The organism is Streptomyces sp. Je 1-4 4N24, from assembly GCF_026239515.1.
Classification (GTDB): Bacteria; Actinomycetota; Actinomycetes; order Streptomycetales; family Streptomycetaceae; genus Streptomyces; species Streptomyces nigrescens.
In genome coordinates this window covers 7,077,535-7,100,020 of the sequence record NZ_CP110836.1, presented here as the reverse complement: position 1 = coordinate 7,100,020, position 22,486 = coordinate 7,077,535, and the positions used below count along the sequence as shown (strand labels likewise).

Below are 22,486 nucleotides of genomic sequence, written 5' to 3'. Positions count from 1 at the left end.
GTCGTTGGCACATACGTGCACGCATACGACCCCTCTTCCCGCGCCCCGTACACCCACCCGATCCCCGGCATGCGCCCGTCGCACGAACACGCAACGGACCATGGGTCGGCCACGCCGATCTATGACGCGCTGTACGCCGAGTACCGCCGCAGCTTCCGGGCCCTGCCCGGGGACCGTACGGACGAGCCGGAGATCTCGGAGGCGCTGCGCGGGAACTGGAGCCGCACCCCGGGCTCCGCGGGCCACTGGGAGGTCGTGAGCCGACAGCCCTACCACCCCCGGGGGCATGTCCCGGCGGCGCTGCCACCGGCACAGCGGGACGCCCGGCCGCACGGACGCTGATCCGTCCGCACGGCCCGGGACCGCCGCTACTTCTTCTTGCTGCGCTTCTCGCGCACCCGCACGGAGATGTGGATCGGGGTCCCGTCGAAGCTGAACTCCTCCCGCAGCCGCCGCTCGACGAAGCGGCGGTAGCCGGCCTCCAGGAAGCCGGAGGCGAAGAGGACGAAGCGCGGCGGCTTGGTGCCCGCCTGGGTGCCGAAGAGGATGCGGGGCTGCTTGCCGCCGCGGATCGGGTGCGGGTGGGAGGCGACGATCTCACCGAGGAAGGCGTTCAGCCGCCCGGTGGGGATACGGGACTCCCAGCCGGCCAGCGCGGTCTCAATCGCCGGGACCAGCTTCTCCATGTGCCGACCGGTGCGCGCGGAGACGTTCACCCGCATCGCCCAGGGGACCTGCACGAGGTCCCGCTCGATCTCCCGCTCCAGGTAGAAGCGGCGCTCCTCGTCGAGGGTGTCCCACTTGTTGTAGGCGATGACCAGGGCGCGTCCGGCCTCCACGGCCATCGTGATGATGCGCTGGTCCTGGACGCTGATGGACTCGGACGCGTCGATCAGGACGACGGCGACCTCGGCCTTCTCGACGGCCGCAGCGGTGCGCAGCGAGGCGTAGTAGTCGGCGCCTTCCTGGAGGTGCACCCGGCGGCGGATACCGGCGGTGTCCACGAACTTCCAGGTCTTGCCGCCCAGTTCGATCATCTCGTCGACCGGGTCGCGGGTGGTACCGGCGATCTCGTTGACGACCACCCGCTCCTCGCCGGCGACCTTGTTCAGCAGCGACGACTTGCCGACGTTCGGACGGCCGATCAGCGCGATCCGGCGGGGGCCGCCGAGGGCCGTGCCGAAGGTCTGCGCAGGCGCCTCGGGCAGCGCCTCCAGCGCGGCGTCGAGCATGTCGCCGGTGCCCCGGCCGTGCAGCGCGGAGATCGGGTGCGGCTCGCCGAGGCCCAGCGACCACAGCATGGCGGCGTCGGCCTCGCCCGACGGGCCGTCGACCTTGTTGGCGACCAGGACGACGGGCTTGCCGGCGCGGCGCAGCAGCTTGACCACGGCCTCGTCGGTGTCGGTCGCGCCGACCTTGGCGTCGACGACGAAGACGACCGCGTCCGCGGCCTCGATGGCGAACTCGGCCTGCATCGCGACGGAGGCATCGATGCCGAGGACGTCCTGCTCCCAGCCGCCGGTGTCGACGACCTTGAAGCGGCGGCCGTTCCAGTCGGCCTCGTACGTGACGCGGTCGCGGGTGACGCCAGGCTTGTCCTCGACGACCGCTTCCCGGCGGCCGATGATGCGGTTCACCAGGGTCGACTTACCGACATTGGGGCGGCCGATGACGGCGAGGACGGGCAGCGGGCCGTGGCCGGCCGCGGCGATGTCACCCTCGACCTCCTCGAGGTCGAAGCCCTCCTCCGCGGCGAGCTCCATGAACTCCGCGTACTCGGCGTCGCCAAGCGCACCGTGCTCGTCGCCGGTAGGGATCTGGTCGTTCATGAAGTCCGTTCCTCGTTCATCATCGTGATCGGTGGGCCGCTCGTCCGCGGCCCACTACTCAAGTGTCGGTCAGCGCCCGGTCAGGCGCCTGGCCTCTGCCAGGTGGACGGTCAGCCGCTCCTGGATCCGTACGGTCGCCTCGTCGAGCGCCTTACGGGTGCGCCGACCGCTCCCGTCGCCCGCCTCGAAGGCGTCGCCGAAGACGACATCGACGCGGGACCGCAGCGGCGGCACGGCCGGGGTCAGCCGGCTGTGCCGCTCCTTGCTGCCGAGCACCGCCACCGGCACGACCGGGGCCCCGGAGCGCACCGCGAAGTACGCCAGCCCGGCCCGTAGGGAGGCGAAGTCGCCCTCGCCACGGGTGCCTTCCGGGAAGATCCCCAGCACTCCGCCGTCCGCCAGCACCCCGAGGGCGTCGGTGATCGCCTTGCGGTCGGCGGTGTTGCGGTCCACCTTCAGCTGCCCGATGCCCCGCAGAAACGGGTCCAGCGGGCCGACGAAGGCTTCCTTCTTGATCAGGAAGTGCACCGGCCGCGGCGCGGTGCCCATCAGCATCGGGCCGTCGAGGCCGTGCGCATGGTTGACGGCGAGGATCACCGGGCCGGCGGACGGCACCCGCCAGGCGCCCAGCACCCGCGGCCGCCACAGCCCGTACATCAGGCCGATGCCGATCCGGCGGCCGACCGCGGCACCCGCCGCGCTCGGCGCCCTGCCGCTTTCGGTCACCGGGCGGCCCGCCCTGCCTTTTCGGCGCCGGCGCCCTCGATGAGGGTGACCACGCACTCGATGACCTGGTCCAGCGTCAGCTCGGTGGTGTCCACCTCGACGGCGTCGTCCGCCTTGGCCAGCGGGGAGGTCTTCCGGCCGGAGTCGGCGGCGTCACGCTTGACCAGCGCCTCACGGGTGGCGGCCAGGTCGGCGGCCTCCTTGCCCTTGAGCTCGCCGCTGCGCCGGGCCGCCCGCGCCTCCGGGGAGGCGGTGAGGAAGACCTTGAGGTCGGCGTCGGGCAGGACGGTGATGCCGATGTCCCGGCCCTCGACGACGATGCCGTTCGGCGCCTCGGCGGCGATGCTGCGCTGCAGGTCGGTGATCAGGGTCCGTACCTCGGGGACGGCGCTGACCGCGCTGACCGCGGCGGTGACCTCCTGGGTACGGATCGGGCCCGCGGCGTCCAGGCCGTCGACCGTGATGGTCGGGGCGGCCGGGTCGGTGCCGGAGACGATCACGGGCTTGGCGGCGGCGTCGGCCACCGCGGTCGCGTCCTTGACGTCGATCCCGTTGGTCAGCATCCACCAGGTGATCGCACGGTACTGGGCGCCGGTGTCGAGGTAGCCGAGGCCGAGCTTGGCGGCGACGGCCTTGGACGTGCTGGACTTGCCCGTGCCTGCGGGGCCGTCGATGGCGACAATCACTGCTGCCGGGGCGGTCCGAGCGGCGGTTTCCACGGTGACGAACACCTTTCTTGTACACGGGGCGGGGGTCCAAGGGCCATAAGGGCCTCGGACAAGGTTACTGGCTCACCCGCACGGTGCCGTCCACGGTGTCACTGCCGGATCGACCAGCCCCGCTCCCGCAGCTCCGCGGTCAGCCCCGGCACCGCCTGCGGCTCGACCATGAGCTGGATGAAGCCCGCCTGCTGGCCGGTGGCGTGCTCGATGCGGACGTCCTCGATATTGACCCCGGCCCGGCCGGCGTCGGCGAAGATCCGGGCCAGCTCACCGGGCTGGTCGCCGATGTGGACGGCGACGATCTCGTAGGTGGCCGGGGCGGCGCCGTGCTTGCCGGGCACCCGCTCCCGGCCGGCGTTGCCGCGGCGGAGCACGTCCTCGATCCCGCTGACGCCGCCGCCGCGCTTCTCGTCGTCGGCGGACTCCAGGGCGCGCAGGGACCGTACGGTCTCGTCCAGGTCGGCGGCGATCTCGGCCAGGACATCGGCGACCGGGCCAGGATTCGCGGACAGGATGTCGAGCCACATCGCGGGATCGGAGGCCGCGATCCGCGTCACATCCCGGATGCCCTGGCCGCAGAGGCGTACGGCGGTCTCATCGGCGCCCTTCAGGCGGGCGGCGACGAGGCTGGAGAGCAGCTGCGGGGTGTGCGAGACGAGGGCGACGGCGCGGTCGTGCGCATCCGCGTCCATCACCACCGGGACGGCCCGGCACAGCGCGACCAGCTCCAAGGCGAGGTTGAGCACCTCGGTGTCGCCGTCGCGGGTCGGGGTGAGCACCCAGGGACGGCCCTCGAAGAGGTCGGCGGTGGCGGCCAGCGGGCCGGAGCGCTCCTTGCCCGCCATCGGGTGGGTGCCGAGGTAGCCGGACAGATCGCGGCCCATCGCCTCCAGCTCACGCCGCGGGCCGCCCTTGACGCTGGCGACGTCGATGTAGGCACGGGCCACCCGGCGCCGCATCGCGTCCGCCAGCGCCGTCGCCACATGGGCCGGCGGCACGGCCACGATGGCCAGGTCGACCGGCCCCGGGGGCGCCTCGGCGGTGCCCGCGCCGAGCGCGGCGGCCGTCAGGGCCTGGGCCTGGTCGTGGTCCTCCAGGTACACCTGGACGCCCCGCGCGTTGAGGGCGAGCGCGGCCGAGGTGCCGATCAGGCCCGTTCCGATGACGAGTGCGGTCCTCACTGCGCAATGTCCTTCCGCAGCGCCCCGGCCGCGCCGAGGTAGACATGGGCGATCCCGGCCTTGGACAGATCGGTCTCGACATGGGCGAGCACCCGCACCACGCGCTCCATGGCGCCGGCGATGTCCAGCTCCTGGGCGCAGATCAGCGGGACGTCCGTGATGCCCAGGGCGCGCGCGGCGGCGGCCGGGAAGTCGCTGTGCAGATCGGGGGTGGCGGTGAACCACACACTGATCAGGTCGTCCGCGCGCAGGTCGTTGCGCTCAAGGATGGCGGTGAGCAGCTCGCCGACCTGCTCCTGCATGTGCCCCGCGTCGTCCCGCTCCAGCTGGACGGCCCCGCGGACCGCTCGTACCGCCACGTCACTGCTCCCCTGCGTTGTGTGCCGCGTCACGCACCTGTGCGCGCACTGATCAGCGTAACCAGCCGCACGGACAATCCGTACGGCGGCGGGAGGGGCCGGCGGGCGCGCGCGGCGGTCCGCGCCCCCGCAACCGCCCGTGCACCGACAGTGGCCCGGGCCCCCGGCCGCCGGCAACCGCCCCTCGGAAACCTGGTGACATTCCCCGCTCCCGCCAGCGACAATCGCCGCCATGTCCGAAGCCGCCGCAGGTCACTCCCTGGTCACCGAGCACACCGTCTACGCCTGTGTGATGGGCTCGCGTGCCTTCGGTCTGGCCACGGAGACCAGTGACACCGACCGCCGCGGGGTGTTCCTCGCCCCCACCCGGCTCTTCTGGGGCTTCGAGAAGCCGCCGACCCATGTGGACGGGCCGCGCGAGGAGGAGTTCTCCTGGGAGCTGGAGCGCTTCTGCCAGCTGGCGCTGCGCGCCAACCCCACCGTCCTGGAATGCCTGCACTCCCCCCTCGTCGAGCGGATCGACGCCACCGGCCGTGAGCTGCTCGCCCTGCGCGAGGCGTTCCTGTCCCGGCAGGTCCACCGCACCTTCGCGGGCTACGCCGGCAGCCAGCTGAAGCAGCTGCGCGCCGACGTACGGCAGCACGGCGCGCCCCGCTGGAAGCACGCCATGCATCTGCTGCGCCTGCTGGCCTCGTCCCGCGATCTGCTCCGCACGGGCGTGCTCACGCTGGACGTCGGCCGGAACCGGGAGGACCTGCTCGCGGTCCGCCGCGGTGAGGTGCCCTGGAACACGGTGGAGCGCCGGATGGCGCGCCTGTCCGAGGAGGCCGAGGCGGCGGTCTCCGGCTCCCCCCTGCCACCCGAGCCGGACCGGGCCCGGGTGACGGACTTCTTGTTCCGCGCCAGGCGCGCCTCCGCGCTTGGCTCGCCTCCCACGTTTTCGGCTGTCCCGCCGTAGGGGGTTCTCGCCGTTGCAGCTCCGCTGCGCGGGGCATGGGCGCGGGTGATGCTTGCGGGTGCCCCGCCGTTGCGGCTCCGCTGCGCTTTGCCTCGGCCGACGTTGTCGGCTTCCCGCCGTTGCGCCTGGCGGCGGGCCGGTCCGCTGCGCTTTGCCTTCGGCCCCACGTTTTCGGCTTTCCCGCCGTGGCGCCTGCGGCGGGCCGGTCCGCTGCGCGGGGCTGTCGGGGTGCGGTGACGGACCTCCGCGGGTGGGGTGCCGGACTGCTGCGCTTTACGTCCGGCACCCCACCCGCTCCGGCCCGTCCCCTCCCGTGGGGGGTGGGAAAAAGCAGCCTGGTGGGGGTGGTCGCCGGAGGTCCACTGCTCCTCGCGAAGCAGAAGTGAAATACCGCCTACGGACGCCCGCCCCCACCCACCGCCACTACTCCCCCAACGGGAGGGGACGGGCCGGAGGGGCCTGGTGTGTGGACGTAAAGCGAAGCAGTCCACACACCAGGCCCCGGAGGCCCGTCACCGCACCCGACACCCACCCAGCCCGCCGCAGGCGCAACGGCGGGGAACCCGCAAACATCACCCGAACCCAAGCCCCGCGCAGCGGACCCGCAACGGCGAACAACCACCACGGCGGGACAGCCAAAAACGCGGGCCGAGCCCAAAGCGCAGCGTAAGCGCTAAAGCTCGACCTCGCGCATCAGCATGCCGACCTCCGTGTTCGTCATCCGGCGGAGCCAGCCCGACTTCTGGTCGCCCAGGGCGATCGGGCCGAAGCTCGTGCGGACGAGCTTGTCGACCGGGAAGCCGGCCTCGGAGAGCATCCGGCGCACGATGTGCTTACGGCCTTCGTGGAGCGTGACCTCGACGAGGTAGTTCTTGCCGGTGTTCTCCACGACCCGGAAGTGGTCGGCGCGGGCGTAGCCGTCCTCCAGCTGGATGCCGTCCTTGAGCTGCTTGCCCAGGTCACGCGGGAGCGGACCCTGGATCGCGGCCAGGTAGGTCTTCTTGACGCCGTAGCGCGGGTGCGTCAGGCGGTGTGCCAGCTCACCGTGGTTGGTGAGCAGGATGATGCCCTCGGTCTCGGTGTCCAGCCGGCCGACGTGGAAGAGCCGCGTCTCACGGTTGGTGACGTAGTCGCCCAGGCACTGGCGGCCGTCGGGGTCCTCCATCGTGGAGACGACACCGGCCGGCTTGTTCAGCGCGAAGAAGAGGTACGACTGGGTGGCGACCGTCAGGCCGTCGACCTTGATCTCGTCCTTCTCCGGGTCGACCCGGACGCCCTGCTCCATGACGATCTGGCCGTTGACCTCGACCCGGGCCTGGTCGATCAGCTCCTCGCAGGCCCGCCGCGAGCCCATACCGGCCCTGGCCAGCACCTTCTGCAGCCGCTCGCCCTCCTGGTCGCCGAAGGTCTTGGGGGTCTTGACCTGCGGCTTGTTGTGGCGGGCGCGGTTGCGCTCCTCGACCTGGGCGTCGTACTCACGGGGCCGCGCGGGCGCCTGGCCACGGCCGCGCTGCGGGCCGCCCTTGGGGCCGCCCTTCGCACCGGGGCCGGACTTGGCGCCGGTCCGCGGACCGCCCTTGGCGCCGCCACGGGCCGCCGCGCCCCGGCTGCCGCCGCTCTTCGGGCCGCCGCTCTTGGGGCCGCCGCCCTTGGACCCGCCGCGTTCGTCCTTGCCGCCCGGGCCACCGGTTCCGCCGACGTCGTAGCGACGCTCCTCGGGACGGGGACGGCCGGCGCGCTGCTGCTTCTCGTCCCTCTGGTTGCCCGCGCCGCGGTAGTTGCCCCGCCCGCTGTCGTTGTTCCTGCCGCTGCTTCGCATCAATGATCCGTCTGAGAGTCGCCGCTGTCGTCTACGTCGAACGACGGGATACCTTCCGGGGAGTCGCCCTCGACCGCGTCCGCCTCCGGGAGGAACGGTGCGAGCTCAGGGAGCTCGTCCAGGCCGCGCAGGCCCATCCGCTCCAGAAAGTAATTCGTCGTCCTGTACAGGATCGCACCTGTTTCAGGTTCCGTCCCCGCCTCCTCCACCAGGCCGCGCTGGAGGAGCGTGCGCATCACACCGTCACAGTTCACGCCGCGTACGGCCGAGACACGGGAACGGCTGACCGGCTGACGGTACGCGACCACGGCCAGAGTCTCCAATGCGGCCTGGGTGAGCCGGGCCTGCTGCCCGTCCAGGACAAAGCTCTCCACCGCATCCGCGTACGCGGCACGGGAGTAGAAGCGCCAGCCGCCGGCCACCAGACGCAGATCGAAACCGCGCCCCTGGCGGGTGTAGTCGTCGGACAGCTCACGCAGCGCCAGCGCGACCGCGCGGCGGGGCCGCTGCAGCACTCTGGCCAGGTGTTCCTCGGTCGCGGGCTCGTCGACGACCATGAGGACGGCCTCCAGTGCGGGCTTCAGCTCCAGCTCGGCGACGACCGGTGTCCCGGCCGGCACACCGGGCCGCTCTCCCGGGGCGCCGCCCGCACCGGTCTCCGTGATGTCGTACGCCTCGCCACCGGCCGCGCCGCTCATGCCCGCTCCTCTCCTGCTCGTTCTGTCCGCTCCGCCTCGGCGGCGCGCTCCCCCGGTTCCTGGTCGAACTCGTCGGTGACCACCGGCTCGGCCCCTTCCGTGCCCGTCCAGCGGACCGTCAGCGCCCCCAGGGCCTCGTCCTGGTCCAGGACGACCACCCGCTCCCGGTAGAGCTCCAGCAGGGCCAGGAAGCGCGCCACGACGGTGAGGGTGTCCGGTGCGTCCGCACACAGCTCCTGGAAGCTGCACTCACCCGCCTCCCGCAGCCGCCCCATCACCACCTCGGCCTGCTCCCGCACGCTCACCAGCGGCGCATGGATGTGGTCGACATAAACCTGCGGCCGCGCCTTGGGCTGCATCGCCTTCACCGCGAGCTTGGCGAAGCCCTCCGCCCCTGTGCTGATGACGACTTCGGGCAGCAGCTCGGCGAGCCGCGGCTCCAGGCCGACCGTACGGGGGTGGCAGCGGGCCTCGTCCGCCAGCCGGGCGCTGAAGATGTCCGCGATCCGCTTGTACGCGCGGTACTGCAGCAGCCGGGCGAAGAGCAGATCGCGGGCCTCCAGGAGCGCGAGGTCCGCCTCGTCCTCCACTTCGGCCACGGGCAGCAGCCGGGCCGCCTTCAGATCCAGCAGTGTCGCCGCGACGACCAGGAACTCCGTGGTCTGGTCCAGATCCCAGTCCGGCCCCATGGCACGGATGTGCGCCATGAACTCGTCGGTCACCTTCGACAGCGCGACCTCGGTGACGTCCAGCTTGTGCTTCGAGATCAACTGCAGCAGAAGATCGAAGGGGCCCTCGAAGTTGTCCAGCCGGAGGGTGAAACGGCCGTCGCCGTTTTCGGGGGGAGCCTCTGAGGGACCGGCATCGGGGGCAGCAGCGGGGCCCTCCCCGGCGACGGTCGCCTCCGGTGCACCGGTAACCTCCGGCACCCCGGTGACCGCGGGCTCGGCAGGCGCCTCGTCGGCCGACGGCCCGTCCGGTGTCCCGGACTCCCGCGACGCCGCGCCCCCGCCCGCCTGCCCGGGCACGTCGTGCACCACAGGCTCATCGGACGCCGAGGGCTCCTCGAACGCGGCGGGCCCGTCCGGCGCCACGGGCTCCTCAGGCCCGGCAGGCCCCTCGGACACCCCGGGCCCGCCCGGTCCCACCGGACCCGCGCCCGGCCCGCGGCCGAGGGCTCTACGGGCGCGGGGCGCAGGGGTTTCGTCGTTGGTCGTCGGCATCGCGGTCCATGGTGCTGCGGTCCCGTGCCGGGGCGACGGGCTGGTTGCGGGCGGGACACCCCGCCGAGGAGGCAGGCTATCCCGGCCCGCCCGGCGTGACGTTTCCGCACCGCGGCGGCCACCGCAGGAATTCTCGGCCGTTACCGGGGAGCGGCCACGACGGCGGTCCCCGACGGTGCCGGATCCGCCGCGTCCCGCGCAGGACCACGGCAACGGGCGTCAGCGGCCCCGCAGCCGCCGCACCAGGATGCTGGCGTCGCCCCGCGACTCCAGGTCGGCGAGGACGACGGCGACCGCCTCGCGGACGATCCGGCCGCGGTCGACGGCGAGGCCGTGTTCGCCGCGCAGCACCAGCCGCGCATGTTCGAGGTCCATGAGCTCCTCGGCGGAGACATAGACGGTGATCTTCTCGTCGTGCCGTTCCCGGCCGCTGGGACGGCGGTTGGCGCCGCGGGAGCCACCGCGACGGCGGCCCTGGCCACCGGCCTGCGCGGCCGCTGCGGCCGGGTCGGAAGCGGCCTGGCCGCCCTTGCCCGCCTGGGTCCGGTGGCCCTTGGCGGTGTCGCCGTCCGTCTCCCGGCCGCTGTGCTCGGCCGGGGGGCCGAGGGCGGGCACCCGGGGCGGGGTGGCCGGTCCGCCGTCACCGGCCGTCGCCGCCGGGGTGTCCGAGCCGCCGGCCCCGGGCCGACGCTGCCGTACCGCGGTGGCCGCCTCCGGCCCGTCCGCCGCCGGATCGGGCTCACCGGCCGGTGCGGGCACCCGGGGCGCCTCGCCGTTGGCCGTGGAGCCGTTCGCCGGGCGACGGGGGCTGGAGGGCTGCAGCCCCACTCCCCCAGTGGTACGGAACAGTTCGTCGGCTCCCGGCAGACTCACTCGGCGTGACACCGGGCGAGCACCTCCCTGGCGAGCTGACGATAGGCGGCGGCACCGACGGAGTTGGAGGCGTACGTGGTGATCGGCTCACCCGCGACGGTGGTCTCCGGGAAGCGGACCGTACGGCCGATGACGGTGTGGTAGACGTGGTCGTCGAAGGCCTCGACGACACGTGCCAGGACCTCACGGCTGTGCACGGTGCGGGAGTCGTACATCGTCGCCAGGATGCCGTCCAGCTCCAGCTCGGGGTTGAGCCGCTCCTGGACCTTCTCGATCGTCTCGGTGAGCAGCGCGACACCGCGCAGCGCGAAGAACTCGCACTCCAGCGGCACGATGACCTTGTGAGCCGCCGTCAGGGCGTTGACGGTGAGCAGGCCGAGGGAGGGCTGGCAGTCGATGACGATGTAGTCGTAGTCGGCCAGCAGCGGCTTCAGCGCACGCTGCAGCGTCGACTCGCGCGCGACCTCGCTGACCAACTGCACCTCTGCCGCTGACAAATCGATATTGCTGGGCAGCAGGTCCATGTTGGGGACCGCGGTCTTCAGCAGCACTTCGTCGGCCGACATGCCCCGCTCCATGAGCAGGTTGTAGACCGTCAGGTCGAGTTCCATCGGGTTGACGCCGAGTCCGACCGACAGGGCGCCCTGCGGGTCGAAGTCGACGAGCAGCACCCGTCGTCCGTATTCGGCGAGCGCGGCGCCCAGGTTGATGGTCGAGGTGGTCTTGCCGACCCCGCCCTTCTGGTTGCACATCGCGATGATTTTGGCGGGGCCGTGGTCCGACAACGGTCCCGGGATGGGGAAATAAGGGAGCGGGCGTCCGGTCGGGCCGACGCGTTCTCGGCGCTGGCGCGCGGCGTCCGGCGCGAGCGTCGCGGCGTATTCGGGGTCCGGCTCGTACTCCGCGTCCGGATCGTAGAAGTGCCCCTCGGGCAGGTCGTCGTAGTCGGCGAGACGGGCGGGTTCTCCACTGCCCCGGTCGCCGGCCATGGCGTTCACGTGATGGCCGTCCATGCTCTGGTGGGCTGTCGTGGAAATGCTCTGATGGGCTGCGAAGGTGTGGACCACAACGGAGCCGACAGCCTCGCGCCCCGAGGGACCCTGGTCCCGTGCAACCACTCCTGGTTGTCCACCTCCGGGAGTAAATGTCGACTCATTCACAAGTCGTCTTACCTCCTTGGACGTGACCAGGAAACTTTATCGATAGGTCAGCGTGGCACCATGCCGACGGTTGGCGACTCTATGGCGTGTCGGGCGTCCGCAGCAACACAATCCACCGGACCCGGCACGATGTGTCGGTAACCGGACCCCCCGATGTCAAGGGCGCAAGCGGTATCGGACCGATGTTTCAGGGGTGCGCGAATCGGTTAAAGGGTTACGTTCACGGCGAGTTGAGTGCCGGCGGCGAGAAGTACGGCACACCGGGGGTCGCACACGCGACCGGCCGGGCCTTGTCGACAAGGCCCGGCCGGTGGTGCGGCGTTGACGCGCGTCGTTGACGTCTCAGCCGAGGAGGGTGCGCAGTTCGACGTGCTCCAGGCCGTGCGCCTCGGCGACCGGACCGTAGACGACCTTGCCGTCGTGCGTGTTCAGGCCCTTGGCCAGCGCCGGGTCACGGCGCAGCGCCTCGACCCAGCCACGGTTCGCCAGCTCCACGATGTAGGGCAGCGTGGCGTTGGTGAGCGCGTGGGTGGAGGTGTTCGGCACCGCGCCGGGCATGTTGGCGACGCAGTAGAAGACCGAGTTGTGGACCGGGAAGGTCGGCTCGGCGTGCGTGGTGGCACGGGAGTCCTCGAAGCAGCCGCCCTGGTCGATCGCGATGTCGACAAGAACACTTCCGGGCTTCATCTTGGCGACGAGCTCGTTGGTGACCAGCTTGGGGGCCTTGGCGCCGGGGATCAGGACGGCACCGACGACGAGGTCGGCCTCGATGACGGCCTTCTCCAGCTCGTAGGCGTTGGAGACGATCGTCTGCACCTTGGTGCCGAAGATCTTGTCGGCCTCGCGGAGCTTGTTGATGTCCTTGTCGAGCAGGGTGACGTGGAAGCCGAGGCCCACGGCGATCTGCAGCGCGTTCCAGCCGGAGACGCCACCGCCGATGATGACGGCCTTGCCCGCGTGGACACCGGGGACGCCGCCGGGCAGCACACCGCGGCCGCCGGCCTGGCGCATCAGGTGGTAGGCACCGACCTGCGGGGCGATACGGCCCGCGACCTCGGACATCGGGGCGAGCAGCGGCAGCTGGCGGCCGGCCGTCTCGACGGTCTCGTAGGCGATCGCGGTGGTGCCGGACTCCAGCAGCGCGTCCGTGCACTCCTTGGAGGCGGCCAGGTGCAGGTAGGTGAAGAGCGTCTGGTCCTTGCGGAGGCGGTGGTACTCCTCCGCAATCGGCTCCTTGACCTTCAGCAGCAGGTCAGCGGTGCCCCAGACCTCATCGGCGGTGTCCAGGATGCTGGCACCGGCGGCGACGTACTCCTCATTCGTGATGGACGAACCGAGACCGGCGTCCTTCTCGATGAAGACCTGGTGGCCGTGGCGGACGAGTTCGTTTACTCCGGCGGGCGTGATGGCCACGCGGAACTCGTTGTTCTTGACCTCGCGGGGGATGCCGACCTTCACGTCGATCACGGTCCTTGAAAGAGAGGGTGCAGGAGGAATTATCCCCTCATGCGCTGCATGACGGAACTGACCGCGCCGAACGCGGCCCAGCCAGTCTATTGAAGGAGCTCTTCTTGTCTAGCCTTGCAAAGCATTAAATCTCGCGAGAAGCACTACCGATTTCGTAGGTCACTCGCTGTGATCTCCAAGGAGTCGCTCTCCGACGGCCCGATGGAGCCCTGCCGCCGCTGGGTCGCCGAGCCGGTCGAGAGTGTCCGCAATCCGTAGTTGCAGGGCCGCCTCCAGCCGTCCGTCACCCGCTCTGCGGGCGATGTCCAGGGCTTCGAGGCAGGTCCGCAGCGCGTCCTCGGGCCGCCCCGCGTACTCCTGCACCCGGGCCACCTCACCGGTCGCCCGCGCCTGGCCGGCCACCTCGCCGAGCCTGCGGTAGGTCCCGACGGCCGCCCGCCACGCCTTGAGCGCCTCGCTCCACCGGCCCGTGTGAGCAAGCGCACTGCCGATCCGGCCGTGCAGCCGCGCCGCGTCGCCGCTCTCCCCCCGGGCGAGCCGCAGCTCCAGCGCCCGGCCGTACCAGTCGGCGGCCCGCTGCCAGTCGCCGAGCTCGGTGTACGTACCGCCCAGCGACTCCAGCGCCCGGCCGGTGGCCACCGGGTCCTTCACCGAGCGGGCCGCCTCCAGCGCGCCCCGGTAGCGGGTGAGCGCCTGGGCGGTCCGTCCCGCCTGGCCGTCCAGATCCCCGAGGTTCAGCAGGGCGGCGGCCCGCTCCCGCGGCAGTCCGCGCCGCTCGGCGACCCGGAGGACGAGCCCGTGCAGCGCGTAGAGGTCCGGCGCGGCGGCCTCGGCGCCCTGGTGCGCCAGCAGCGTCCGGGTCAGCGCGGCCATCAACCGCCGGTCCAGCGTGTCGAGTTCACCGTCCGCGACGGCGATCCTGGCGGCGTCGAGCAGGGCACCGCGCCGGCTGTGCAGCCAGTGCGCGGCGGCCTCCCGGGAGCCGAAGCGCAGCGGGCGCGGCAGCCCCGCGGTCTTCTGCCGGGCGGGGGAATCGGCCGGTTCACCCATCGCCCGGCAGGACTGCAGCAGCCGTACGGTCCGCTCCAGCATCCGGGCGCGGGCCAGCTGGACGTCGGCCGGGCGCTCGTGTTCCGTCAGCAGTTCACGTGCCAGCGGGTGGAGGCAGCCGGGCAGGCGGTACGGGGGATACAGCGCGGCGTCGGGCGCACGGGCGCCGGGGACCTCGTCGTCCTCGGCTGCGGCCGGCCGCAGCAGGCCGAGCGCGACGAATTCGCCGAGTGTCGTGACGGCCGTCGCCACCGAGCAGCCGGCCAGCGCGGAGGCGATGTGCGCGTCCACCAGACCGCCCGGCGCCAGGGTGATCAGGCGCAATATCCGGGCGGCGGGCGGCGGCAGCGCGTCGTAGGCGAGGCGGAAGGCGCGGAACAGCGGCCGGGCACCGGTGGGCAGGTCCGGCGGCAGCGGGACGGCGTGCAGCGCCTGGCACAGATCGGCGACCGAGGACATCGGGCGGGCGGCGAGCCAGGCACCGGCCAGCACCAGTGCGGCCGGCTGGCCGCCGCACTCCTCCACGACGCTGTCGGCGGTCCGCGGGTCGACGGTGATCCGGGTCGGCCCGGCGTACCGGGCGAGGACGGCAACCCCGGCCGCGCTGTCCAGACCGCCCAGGGCGCACGGCCGGACGTCCGGAATGCCGGTCAGCGGCCCCTGCGCGACCACCACCACCAGGCAGTCCGGGGCGTCCGGGAGCAGCGGTTCAACCTGGTCCGCGCCCGGTGCGTCGTCCAGGAAGAGCAGGGCCCGGCGCCCGGCGAGCGCCTCGCGCAGCCGCTGGGCCAGCTCGTCCTCGGGGGCACCCGCCGGGGCGCCGGCGCCGAGCGCGGCCAGCAGCTCACGTGCGGTGCGGCCGGTGTCGGCCGGTTCGCCGCCCGGCCCGGTCAGGGTGGCCCGCAGCACCCCGTCGGGATGGTCGCCGGCCAGCTCCCGCAGCAGTTCCTCGGCCAGGGCCGTACGGCCGGAACCGGGGCGGCCGGCGATCAGCAGCACCCGGCTGCGCGCGCCCTTGCGGCCGGAGAGGGTGTCCAGGCCGGCGCGGGCGATATCGGCGTGCAGCGCCTTGAGCTCGCGGCGCCGGCCGGCGAACTGCCCGGTGGAAGGGGCAACGGCGGTCGCGGGAACGGCGGGGCGGGCGGCGGCACCGTCCTGGCGGGGCGCCGCGGCCCGCGGCCCGGGCGCTGTCGTGGCCGACGCTTCCGCCGCCTCCGGCGGGAGGTGCCCCCCGCCCACCGCCTGGTCCGTCACCGGCTCACGCTCCCGTCCACCTGCGCGTACGAATCCGCCGCTGGGGCGGACGCTGCCGAGCGTAGTTCACGGCGTGTCACGTGCCGTGCAGCGCGGGGCGGTTGAGTCACCCGATCGGATCGGCGGATCGTCCGACCGGCTCGTGGTGCGGCGGTGGCGGGGCCGGCGGGTCAGGCCTCGAAGGGGCGGGCCGGCCACGGGGCGTCGGCCGGGCGCAGTGCGTCCAGGCCCGCACCGGCCTGGGCCGCGGTGAGTGCCAGCACACCGACGACGAGGCAGTTGTTGTGCAGTTCACCGGCGAGGACGCCACGGAGCAGCTCGTCCTGCGGCACCCGCGCCAGCTCCATGTCGGCCTCCTCCTCGGAGACCTCGAAGCGCTCGCCCTCGGCCTCGGACAGATCACGGGCGAGGAAGATCCGCACGGCCTCGTCGCAGCCGCCGGGCGTGGTGTAGACGTCGGTCAGCACCCGCCAGTCCTCGGCCTTGACGTGCGCCTCCTCGTACAGCTCGCGCTGCGCCGCGTGCAGAGGGTTCTCACCGGGGATGTCGAGCAGGCCGGCGGGGATCTCCCACAGCCGCTGGCGCACGGGGTGGCGGTACTGGCGCAGCACCAGCACCCGGCCCTCGCCGTCGAGGGCGAGGACGGCCACGGAACCGGGGTGGACCTGGTAGTCGCGGGTGACGGTGGTGCCGTCCGGCATGACGACCTCGTCGGTGCGCACGCTGGTCTTGTTCCCGGTGAACGGCGTCGTGGTCGCGGTGACCGTCCACTCCTCCGGGGTGTCCTTGATCGCCATGGCGCGTCCTCCTGTGTGTGCCTGTACCAACGCAGAAACCGGGGCACGACCTGCGGGAGGCCGTACCCCGGCAACCGTATCCGCCGTGGTGTCCCTTACTTCGCGGCGCCCGTCTTGCGCGCGACCGCGGCCTTCACCAGCCCGGCGAAGAGCGGGTGCGGACGGGTCGGGCGGGAGCGCAGCTCCGGGTGCGCCTGGGTGGCGACCAGGTAGGGGTGGATCTCGCGCGGGTACTCGACGTACTCGACGAGCTTGTTGTCCGGAGAGGTGCCGGAGAACAGCAGCCCGGCCTTCTTCTCCAGCTCACCGCGGTAGGCGTTGTTGACCTCGTAGCGGTGGCGGTGGCGCTCCTCGACGTAGGGCTGGTCGTCGTAGACCTCGCGGACGATCGAGCCCTCGGCGAGCTTGGCGGGGTACATACCCAGCCGCATCGTGCCGCCCATATCGCCCTCACCTGCGACGATGTCCATCTGCTCGGCCATCGTGGAGATGACCGGGTCGGCCGCGGCCGGGTCGAACTCGGTGGAGTTCGCGCCCTCGATGCCGGCCAGGTTGCGGGCCGCCTCGATGACCACGCACTGGAGGCCCAGGCAGAGACCGAGCAGCGGGAGCTTGTTCTCCCGGGCGTAGGTGATCGCGCCGACCTTGCCGTCCACGCCCCGGTCGCCGAAGCCGCCGGGGATGCAGACCGCGTCACAGTCGGCGAGCTGCTCGGCGGCACCGGCCGGGGTCTTGCAGTCGTCGGAGGTGACCCACTTCAGCTTCACCCGGGTCTTGTTCGCGAAGCCGCCGGCCCGCAGCGCCTCGGTGACCGAGAGGTAGGCGTCCGGCAGGTCGATGTACTTGCCGACCAGCGCGACCCTGACCTCGTGGTCGGGGTTGTGGACGCGGTCGAGCAGGTCCTCCCACTGGGTCCAGTTCACGTCGCGGAAGGGCAGGTCCAGCTTGCGCACGACATAGGCGTCCAGGCCCTCGGTGTGCAGGACCTTGGGGATGTCGTAGATCGACGGAGCGTCGATCGCGGCGACCACCGCGGCCTCGTCGACGTCGCACATCAGCGAGATCTTGCGCTTGATGGCGGTCGGGACCTCACGGTCGGCGCGCAGCACGATCGCGTCGGGCTGGATACCGATGTTGCGCAGCGCCGCGACCGAGTGCTGGGTCGGCTTGGTCTTCAGCTCACCGGACGGGCCGATGTAGGGGAGCAGCGAGATGTGCACGACGAAGACGTTGTCCCGGCCGACCTCGTGGCGGACCTGGCGGACCGTCTCCAGGAACGGCAGCGACTCGATGTCGCCGACGGTGCCGCCGACCTCGGTGATGACGACATCGACGTCCTCGGTCGCCATCCGCCGGATGCGGTGCTTGATCTCGTTGGTGATGTGCGGGATGACCTGCACGGTGTCACCGAGGTACTCGCCGCGGCGCTCCTTGGCGATCACGGTGTTGTAGACCTGGCCGGTGGTCACGTTCGCGGAGCCGTCGAGGTCGACGTCCAGGAATCGCTCGTAGTGGCCGATGTCCAGGTCGGTCTCGGCGCCGTCGTTGGTGACGAAGACCTCACCGTGCTGGAACGGGTTCATCGTTCCGGGGTCGACGTTCAGATACGGGTCGAGCTTCTGCATCGTGACCCGCAGACCGCGCGCCTTGAGGAGAGCACCCAGGCTGGAGGCGGTGAGCCCCTTGCCCAGCGAGGAGGCGACGCCCCCGGTGACGAAGAGGTGCTTGGTCGTCGTGGATTTGGGCGGCATGGCCAAGAGGGAGCTCCCGTGGTCGCGAGGTGGAGAGGTGCGAAGCGGCGCGTCCCCGTTTTCAGGGGTGCCGTCGCTGCGGTTCGGGGGTTCTCGTGCCCACCGGTCCACGGGGTACCAGGCTATCAGCGACCGGGCATGGTCGCGCCCGGCCACGCACGGCGACCGGGCGGTGACGGCCGGGGTGACAGTGTCACGTGATGGAGGCCACCCGTTCGGAGCACGTCAGTCCGTGCGAGGGTCGCGCGGATCAACCACGTGCGTCGTATCCTGCTCGGACACTCGCAACGAGCCGTCCGGGAAGGCACCACCCCCGCCCGATTTCCGGTCCCGCTGCTCGGCGACGTTTCATGGGCAGGACGGACCGATTCATACGTCCCATGGGGGGCGTGACTCCAGCTCGACGGGAGATGCACGTGGCCGGGCGCATCGAGGACTACGCACTTATCGGCGATATGCAAACCGCCGCTCTAGTGTGCCGGGACGGCACGGTGGACTGGCTGTGCCTGCCCCGCTTCGACTCCCCGGCGGTCTTTGCGGGGCTGCTGGGCACGGAGGAGCACGGATTCTGGCGGATGGGGCCGGTCAACGGTCCCGGGGGCCGGCCCGCGCCGGCCGATCGCCGGCGCTACCGGGGCGATTCGCTCGTCCTGGAATCGGAGTGGGACACCCCGCGCGGCACCGTCCGCGTGATCGACTTCATGCCGCCCCGCGACGGCGCCCCGCAGCTGATCCGCATCGTGGAGGGCGTCAGCGGACGCGTCCCGATGCGCTCGCAGCTGCGGATGCGCTTCTCCTACGGCTGGGTCGTGCCCTGGGTGCACAAGATCGACGACCGTACGGTCGCGGTCGCGGGCCCCGATTCGGTGTGGCTGGACACCGAGGCGGAGACCTACGGCAAGGACCTGACGACCTTCTCCGACTTCACCGTTTCTCCGGGTGAGCGGATCGCGTTCACCATCAGCTGGGAGCCCTCGCACAAGGAGCCGCCGGCCGTGGCCGACCCGGAGGGGTCGCTGGAGGCCACCGAGGAGTTCTGGCGCGAGTGGGTCGAGCACTGCACGTACCACGGCCCCTACCGGGACGCGGTGGTGCGCTCGCTGATCACGCTGAAGGCGCTGACCTACGCGCCGACCGGCGGGATCGTGGCGGCGCCGACGACCTCGCTGCCGGAGTGCCTGGGCGGGGTCCGTAACTGGGACTACCGCTTCACCTGGCTGCGGGACGCGGCGATCACGCTGTCCTCCCTGCTGCGCACCGGCTACCGCGAGGAGGCGCGGGCCTGGCGGGAGTGGCTGCTGCGGGCGGTGGCCGGTGATCCGGAGAACCTGCAGATCATGTACGGCATCGCCGGCGAGCGGGAGTTGGGCGAGAACGACCTCCACTGGCTCCCCGGCTACGAGAACTCCCGCCCGGTGCGGGTCGGCAACGGCGCCGCGGGACAGCTCCAGCTCGATGTCTACGGCGAGGTCACCGAGGCGCTGCACCTGGCGCACATGACGGGGCTGGCCCGTAACGACTACGCCTCGCTGCTGCAGCTGAAGCTGATCCAGTGGGTGGAGAAGCACTGGGACGAGCCGGACGAGGGCATCTGGGAGGTCCGCGGTCCGCGCCGGCACTTCGTGCACTCCAAGGTCATGACCTGGGTCGCGGTCGACCGCACGGTCAAGCTGATCGAGTCCGGGGATGTCGACGGACCGCTGGAGCGCTGGAAGGACCTGCGCGAGACGATCCACCGGGACGTCTGCGAGAAGGGTTACGACAAGGAGCGCAACACCTTCACCCAGTCCTACGGCTCCCAGGAGCTGGACGCTTCGCTGCTGCTGATCCCGCAGATGGGCTTCCTGCCCCCGGACGACAAGCGCGTCATCGGCACGATCGAGGCGATCCAGCGGGAGCTGTCCACCGAGGACGGTTTCGTGCTGCGCTACCCGACGTCCGGTGCGGACGACCTCGGGGTGGACGGCCTGGAAGGGGAGGAAGGTGCCTTCCTGGCGTGCTCGTTCTGGCTCGCGGACGATCTCGCGATGATCGGCCGGGTGGACGAGGCCCGCAAGCTCTTCGAGAAGCTGCTCTCGCTCCGCAACGACCTGGGCCTGCTCGCCGAGGAGTGGGACCCCAAGGCCCAGCGGCAGGTGGGCAACTTCCCGCAGGCATTCAGCCATGTTCCGCTGATCGACACGGCGCTGCGGCTGACGGCCAGCGGGGCTTACGGCGGTTAGCGCCCCCTTCGAGGCGCTAACCGCCCGGCGTTCTGTGGTGCCGCCCGTTTTCGGGTGGCACCACTTTTTTGTCAGAACGGGGTCAGGGTGAGGGTGAGCTCCTTCGGGGCGGTGTCCTCGATGTAGGAGGCGAAGCCGGCGACGTCGTCGAAGGCGAAGCCGTAGGCCTTGCCGTCCTGGGTCGCGGCGTGCATGGCACGGGCGTAGTGGTGGGTCAGCCGCTGCCGGTAGAAGGCGGCCGGGTCGGTGGTGGGCTGGGCGGCGTGCGAGGTGAGGGTGGAGCGGTTGAGGGCGGCACCCAGGACGGCGGCGACCGGGCCGAGGGTGCTGTCGTTGGGGGCGGCGAGGGTGCCGTCGCAGAAGAGGACATCGCGGGTGGACGGCTTGTCGAAGGAGACCGTGCCGGTGGGGGCCCTCCCCCAGCTACCGCTGGGGGCACCCCCACCCCGGCCCTTGAGGCCTTGGGGGACTGTGAGGACGAGCTTGCCGTCGCGGACCCGGCCGGTGAAGGTGCCCGCGTTCGTGGTGACGGTCAGGTCCTTGGCCGCGTAGGCGGACCAGGCCTCGTCGATGGCCGGGGCGAAGTAGTCCTTGGCGAACAGCCCGCTGTCCAGGCCGTGGCCGGGGGCGATCACCCGCCGGTCGCCGATGACCAGGCGGTCGAAGCCCTCGGCGGCCTTGACGTCGGAGAAGATCCTGGCGCGGGCGCCGTCCTTGAGCGTGCCGGTGGTCTGCTCCCTGGCTCCGGAGAGCTTGATCGCGAGCGGCACGCTGAACATGTCGACCATGGTGGTGTTGCAGTACATCCCGCCGGAGTTGTACGTGAACTCGGCGCAGTCGTGCAGCACGTCGTAGTTGGGGTCGCCGGCGACCCATCCCGCCGGGTAGGCGAGCGCGGCCTTGCCGTTGCCGTCCTCGACCGCCTTGAACTTGAGCTTGCCGCCCAGCGCGGTGTAGATCCGGCCGGACATCTGTGGCAGGCGGAGGGTCGTGGTGCCGCTCGCGGCGAGCGGGATGGCGTAGTCGGTGAAGCCGTCCGGCCCGTTGTCGGCCAGTGCGACGGGCCGGAGCTCACCGTCCGGGGTGACGCGCACCTGCTGGGTGCCGTCATTGCCGACGACGTAGATCCAGACCGAGGAGTTGGCGTAGTCGCCGGAGTTGTTGACGAGGTGCAGGGGCAGACCGGCCGCGGACCGGGCGGGCCCGCGGGGCGCTGCGGCCGGGGCGGGGGCGCCGGTCGCCCGGCCGGCCAGGGCGATTCCGGAGGCGGTGGCGGCGCCGGCGGCGAGAGTGCCGAGCAGACTGCGGCGAGTGATCACGAGGTGGCTCCTTGCGGGACGGGGTGCCGGTCGATGGGGGTGGCGGCCCGGTCCGTACGGGCTCCGGCGGGCTGCCGTACGGAGACCGCGACATGGTCGACGAGGAGGGAGCCGCCGGGCCGGGTGGCGTCGGTGGGGGTGGCGAAGCCCGCGGCGCCGTCCGGGAACGCGCCGCCCATCGCGAGGTTGATCAGCAGGAAGTGGCCGTGGTGGGTGGCCCGCGCCCAGGTGTCGGCGTCCATCGAGGCCGCGCTCACGGTGTGGAACTTCTGCCCGTCGACATACCAGTTCAGCGCTTCCGCGGCGCTGTTGGTGCGGTCCAGCTCCAGCGCGTAGGTGTGGAAGCCGGCCTGGCAGGCGCTGCCGGGGCACTCGCGGGAGCTGCCCCTGCCCTGGGATTCACTGCACGGCCCGCCGGGGTTGACGCCGCAGTGCAGCACGCCCCAGACCTTGTTGACGCCGTTGACGTTCTCCATGATGTCGAACTCGCCGATGCCCGGCCAGTTCCAGTAGGTGCCGCGGTAGTCGGCGCCCAGCGTCCAGAAGGCCGGCCAGTAGCCGAGCGCGTCGTCGCCGGAGACGTCGGGCATCCGGATGCGCGCCTCGATGCGGAGTGTGCCGCCGGATGGGGCCGCGAAGTCGGAGCGCCGGGACTCGATGCGGCCCGAGGTCCAGGTGGCGCCGTCCTTCCGGGCCGTGATCCTGAGGTGGCCCGCGCCGTCGAGCTGGAGGTTCTCCGGGCGGTCGGTGTAGGTCTGGCGTTCACCGGTGCCCCAGTTGGGCGGGCCCGAGGGGTAGCCGGTGCCGGTGTCGGTGATCCAGTCGTCGGCGGCGGGTCGGGATCCGGCGGCACCGTCGAAGTCCGTACGCCAGACTTCCTGGAAGGCGGTGGGAGCGGCTTTCGCGACGGGTGCCGCCTGCTCGGCGTGAGCCGTCGGGAGGGTGAGCGCACAGGTGGTAACGAGCGCGGCGCCGACGGCGAGGAGCGGCGCCCTCACTCGGTGGTGCACCCGATTTCCGGGCCGAATGCTCATGCTCATGACATTCTCTCCTCGGCACAGTGGGGGGTCGTGAGGAG

19 protein-coding genes are annotated in these 22,486 nt (G+C 71.8%); 3 read left to right on the top strand and 16 right to left on the bottom strand.

Annotated elements, in window-relative coordinates; translation table 11 throughout:
- The first annotated feature begins 69 nt into the window (after nt 1-69).
- Nucleotides 70-342, top strand: a complete 273-nt coding sequence (locus tag SLV14N_RS30965) for a hypothetical protein (protein WP_311044706.1) — start codon at nt 70-72, stop codon at nt 340-342.
- 26 nt (nt 343-368) lie between these two features.
- On the opposite strand, the gene der is transcribed toward SLV14N_RS30965, so the two are convergent.
- The 5 genes from der to aroH form a co-directional block, all read right to left on the bottom strand.
- The gene (gene der, locus SLV14N_RS30960; RefSeq protein WP_208685408.1) at nt 369-1,829 is read right to left on the bottom strand and encodes a ribosome biogenesis GTPase Der; all 1,461 of its coding nucleotides are present in this window, start codon (nt 1,827-1,829) and stop codon (nt 369-371) included.
- Nucleotides 1,830-1,898: 69 nt separating this feature from the next.
- Nucleotides 1,899-2,555, bottom strand: coding sequence for a 1-acyl-sn-glycerol-3-phosphate acyltransferase (locus tag SLV14N_RS30955; RefSeq protein WP_263271913.1), 657 nt, complete (start codon nt 2,553-2,555; stop codon nt 1,899-1,901).
- Nucleotides 2,552-3,274 (bottom strand): (d)CMP kinase, encoded by a 723-nt coding sequence (gene cmk / locus SLV14N_RS30950; RefSeq protein WP_229838455.1) that lies wholly within the window; start codon nt 3,272-3,274, stop codon nt 2,552-2,554. Before cmk ends, SLV14N_RS30955 begins: the two co-directional genes overlap by 4 nt.
- Before the next feature lie 98 nt (nt 3,275-3,372).
- Complete coding sequence (locus SLV14N_RS30945) at nt 3,373-4,458, bottom strand: prephenate dehydrogenase (RefSeq protein WP_208685406.1); 1,086 nt, start codon at nt 4,456-4,458, stop codon at nt 3,373-3,375.
- Nucleotides 4,455-4,817, bottom strand: a complete 363-nt coding sequence (gene aroH / locus SLV14N_RS30940; protein ID WP_093647988.1) for a chorismate mutase — start codon at nt 4,815-4,817, stop codon at nt 4,455-4,457. Before aroH ends, SLV14N_RS30945 begins: the two co-directional genes overlap by 4 nt.
- A gap of 232 nt (nt 4,818-5,049) precedes the next feature.
- Here aroH and SLV14N_RS30935 point away from each other — a divergent pair, with 232 nt between their 5' ends.
- Complete coding sequence (locus SLV14N_RS30935; protein WP_208685405.1) at nt 5,050-5,775, top strand: nucleotidyltransferase domain-containing protein; 726 nt, start codon at nt 5,050-5,052, stop codon at nt 5,773-5,775.
- Nucleotides 5,776-6,448: 673 nt separating this feature from the next.
- Here SLV14N_RS30935 and SLV14N_RS30930 read toward each other — a convergent pair.
- From SLV14N_RS30930 to SLV14N_RS30890, 9 genes are all read right to left on the bottom strand, one after another.
- Entirely contained in the window at nt 6,449-7,594 is a 1,146-nt protein-coding gene (locus tag SLV14N_RS30930; RefSeq protein ID WP_018087943.1) for a pseudouridine synthase, read from the bottom strand.
- A complete protein-coding gene (scpB, locus tag SLV14N_RS30925) occupies nt 7,594-8,292 on the bottom strand; it encodes an SMC-Scp complex subunit ScpB (RefSeq protein ID WP_208685403.1) in 699 nt (232 codons plus the stop codon). Before scpB ends, SLV14N_RS30930 begins: the two co-directional genes overlap by 1 nt.
- Nucleotides 8,289-9,515, bottom strand: coding sequence for a ScpA family protein (locus SLV14N_RS30920; RefSeq protein WP_208685402.1), 1,227 nt, complete (start codon nt 9,513-9,515; stop codon nt 8,289-8,291). The genes scpB and SLV14N_RS30920 overlap by 4 nt, the downstream gene beginning before the upstream one ends.
- 219 nt (nt 9,516-9,734) lie before the next feature.
- Entirely contained in the window at nt 9,735-10,400 is a 666-nt protein-coding gene (locus SLV14N_RS30915; protein ID WP_259670564.1) for a hypothetical protein, read from the bottom strand.
- Nucleotides 10,385-11,401: a ParA family protein gene (locus tag SLV14N_RS30910; RefSeq protein ID WP_018087947.1), complete on the bottom strand. Its 1,017-nt coding sequence runs from the start codon at nt 11,399-11,401 to the stop codon at nt 10,385-10,387. The genes SLV14N_RS30915 and SLV14N_RS30910 overlap by 16 nt, the downstream gene beginning before the upstream one ends.
- Nucleotides 11,402-11,890: 489 nt before the next feature.
- On the bottom strand, nt 11,891-13,006 hold the full coding sequence (gene ald, locus SLV14N_RS30905; RefSeq protein ID WP_208688178.1) for an alanine dehydrogenase: 1,116 nt from the start codon (nt 13,004-13,006) through the stop codon (nt 11,891-11,893).
- Between the two features lie 168 nt (nt 13,007-13,174).
- The gene (locus tag SLV14N_RS30900; RefSeq protein WP_263271904.1) at nt 13,175-15,319 is read right to left on the bottom strand and encodes a tetratricopeptide repeat protein; all 2,145 of its coding nucleotides are present in this window, start codon (nt 15,317-15,319) and stop codon (nt 13,175-13,177) included.
- Between the two features lie 170 nt (nt 15,320-15,489).
- Entirely contained in the window at nt 15,490-16,116 is a 627-nt protein-coding gene (locus tag SLV14N_RS30895) for an NUDIX hydrolase (RefSeq protein ID WP_208685400.1), read from the bottom strand.
- Nucleotides 16,117-16,211: 95 nt separating this feature from the next.
- Entirely contained in the window at nt 16,212-17,867 is a 1,656-nt protein-coding gene (locus SLV14N_RS30890) for a CTP synthase (RefSeq protein WP_093648268.1), read from the bottom strand.
- A 410-nt stretch (nt 17,868-18,277) separates the two neighbouring features.
- Between SLV14N_RS30890 and SLV14N_RS30885 the strand changes: the two genes are divergently transcribed.
- Nucleotides 18,278-20,089, top strand: a complete 1,812-nt coding sequence (locus tag SLV14N_RS30885; RefSeq protein WP_020397699.1) for a glycoside hydrolase family 15 protein — start codon at nt 18,278-18,280, stop codon at nt 20,087-20,089.
- A gap of 71 nt (nt 20,090-20,160) precedes the next feature.
- Here the strand turns inward: SLV14N_RS30885 and SLV14N_RS30880 are convergent, their stop codons facing one another.
- Together SLV14N_RS30880 and SLV14N_RS30875 are read right to left on the bottom strand one after the other, a co-directional pair.
- Nucleotides 20,161-21,408, bottom strand: a complete 1,248-nt coding sequence (locus SLV14N_RS30880) for a beta-1,3-glucanase family protein (RefSeq protein ID WP_263271901.1) — start codon at nt 21,406-21,408, stop codon at nt 20,161-20,163.
- A complete protein-coding gene (locus tag SLV14N_RS30875; RefSeq protein WP_263271899.1) occupies nt 21,405-22,448 on the bottom strand; it encodes a glycoside hydrolase family 16 protein in 1,044 nt (347 codons plus the stop codon). The genes SLV14N_RS30880 and SLV14N_RS30875 overlap by 4 nt, the downstream gene beginning before the upstream one ends.
- Nucleotides 22,449-22,486: the final 38 nt, after the last annotated feature.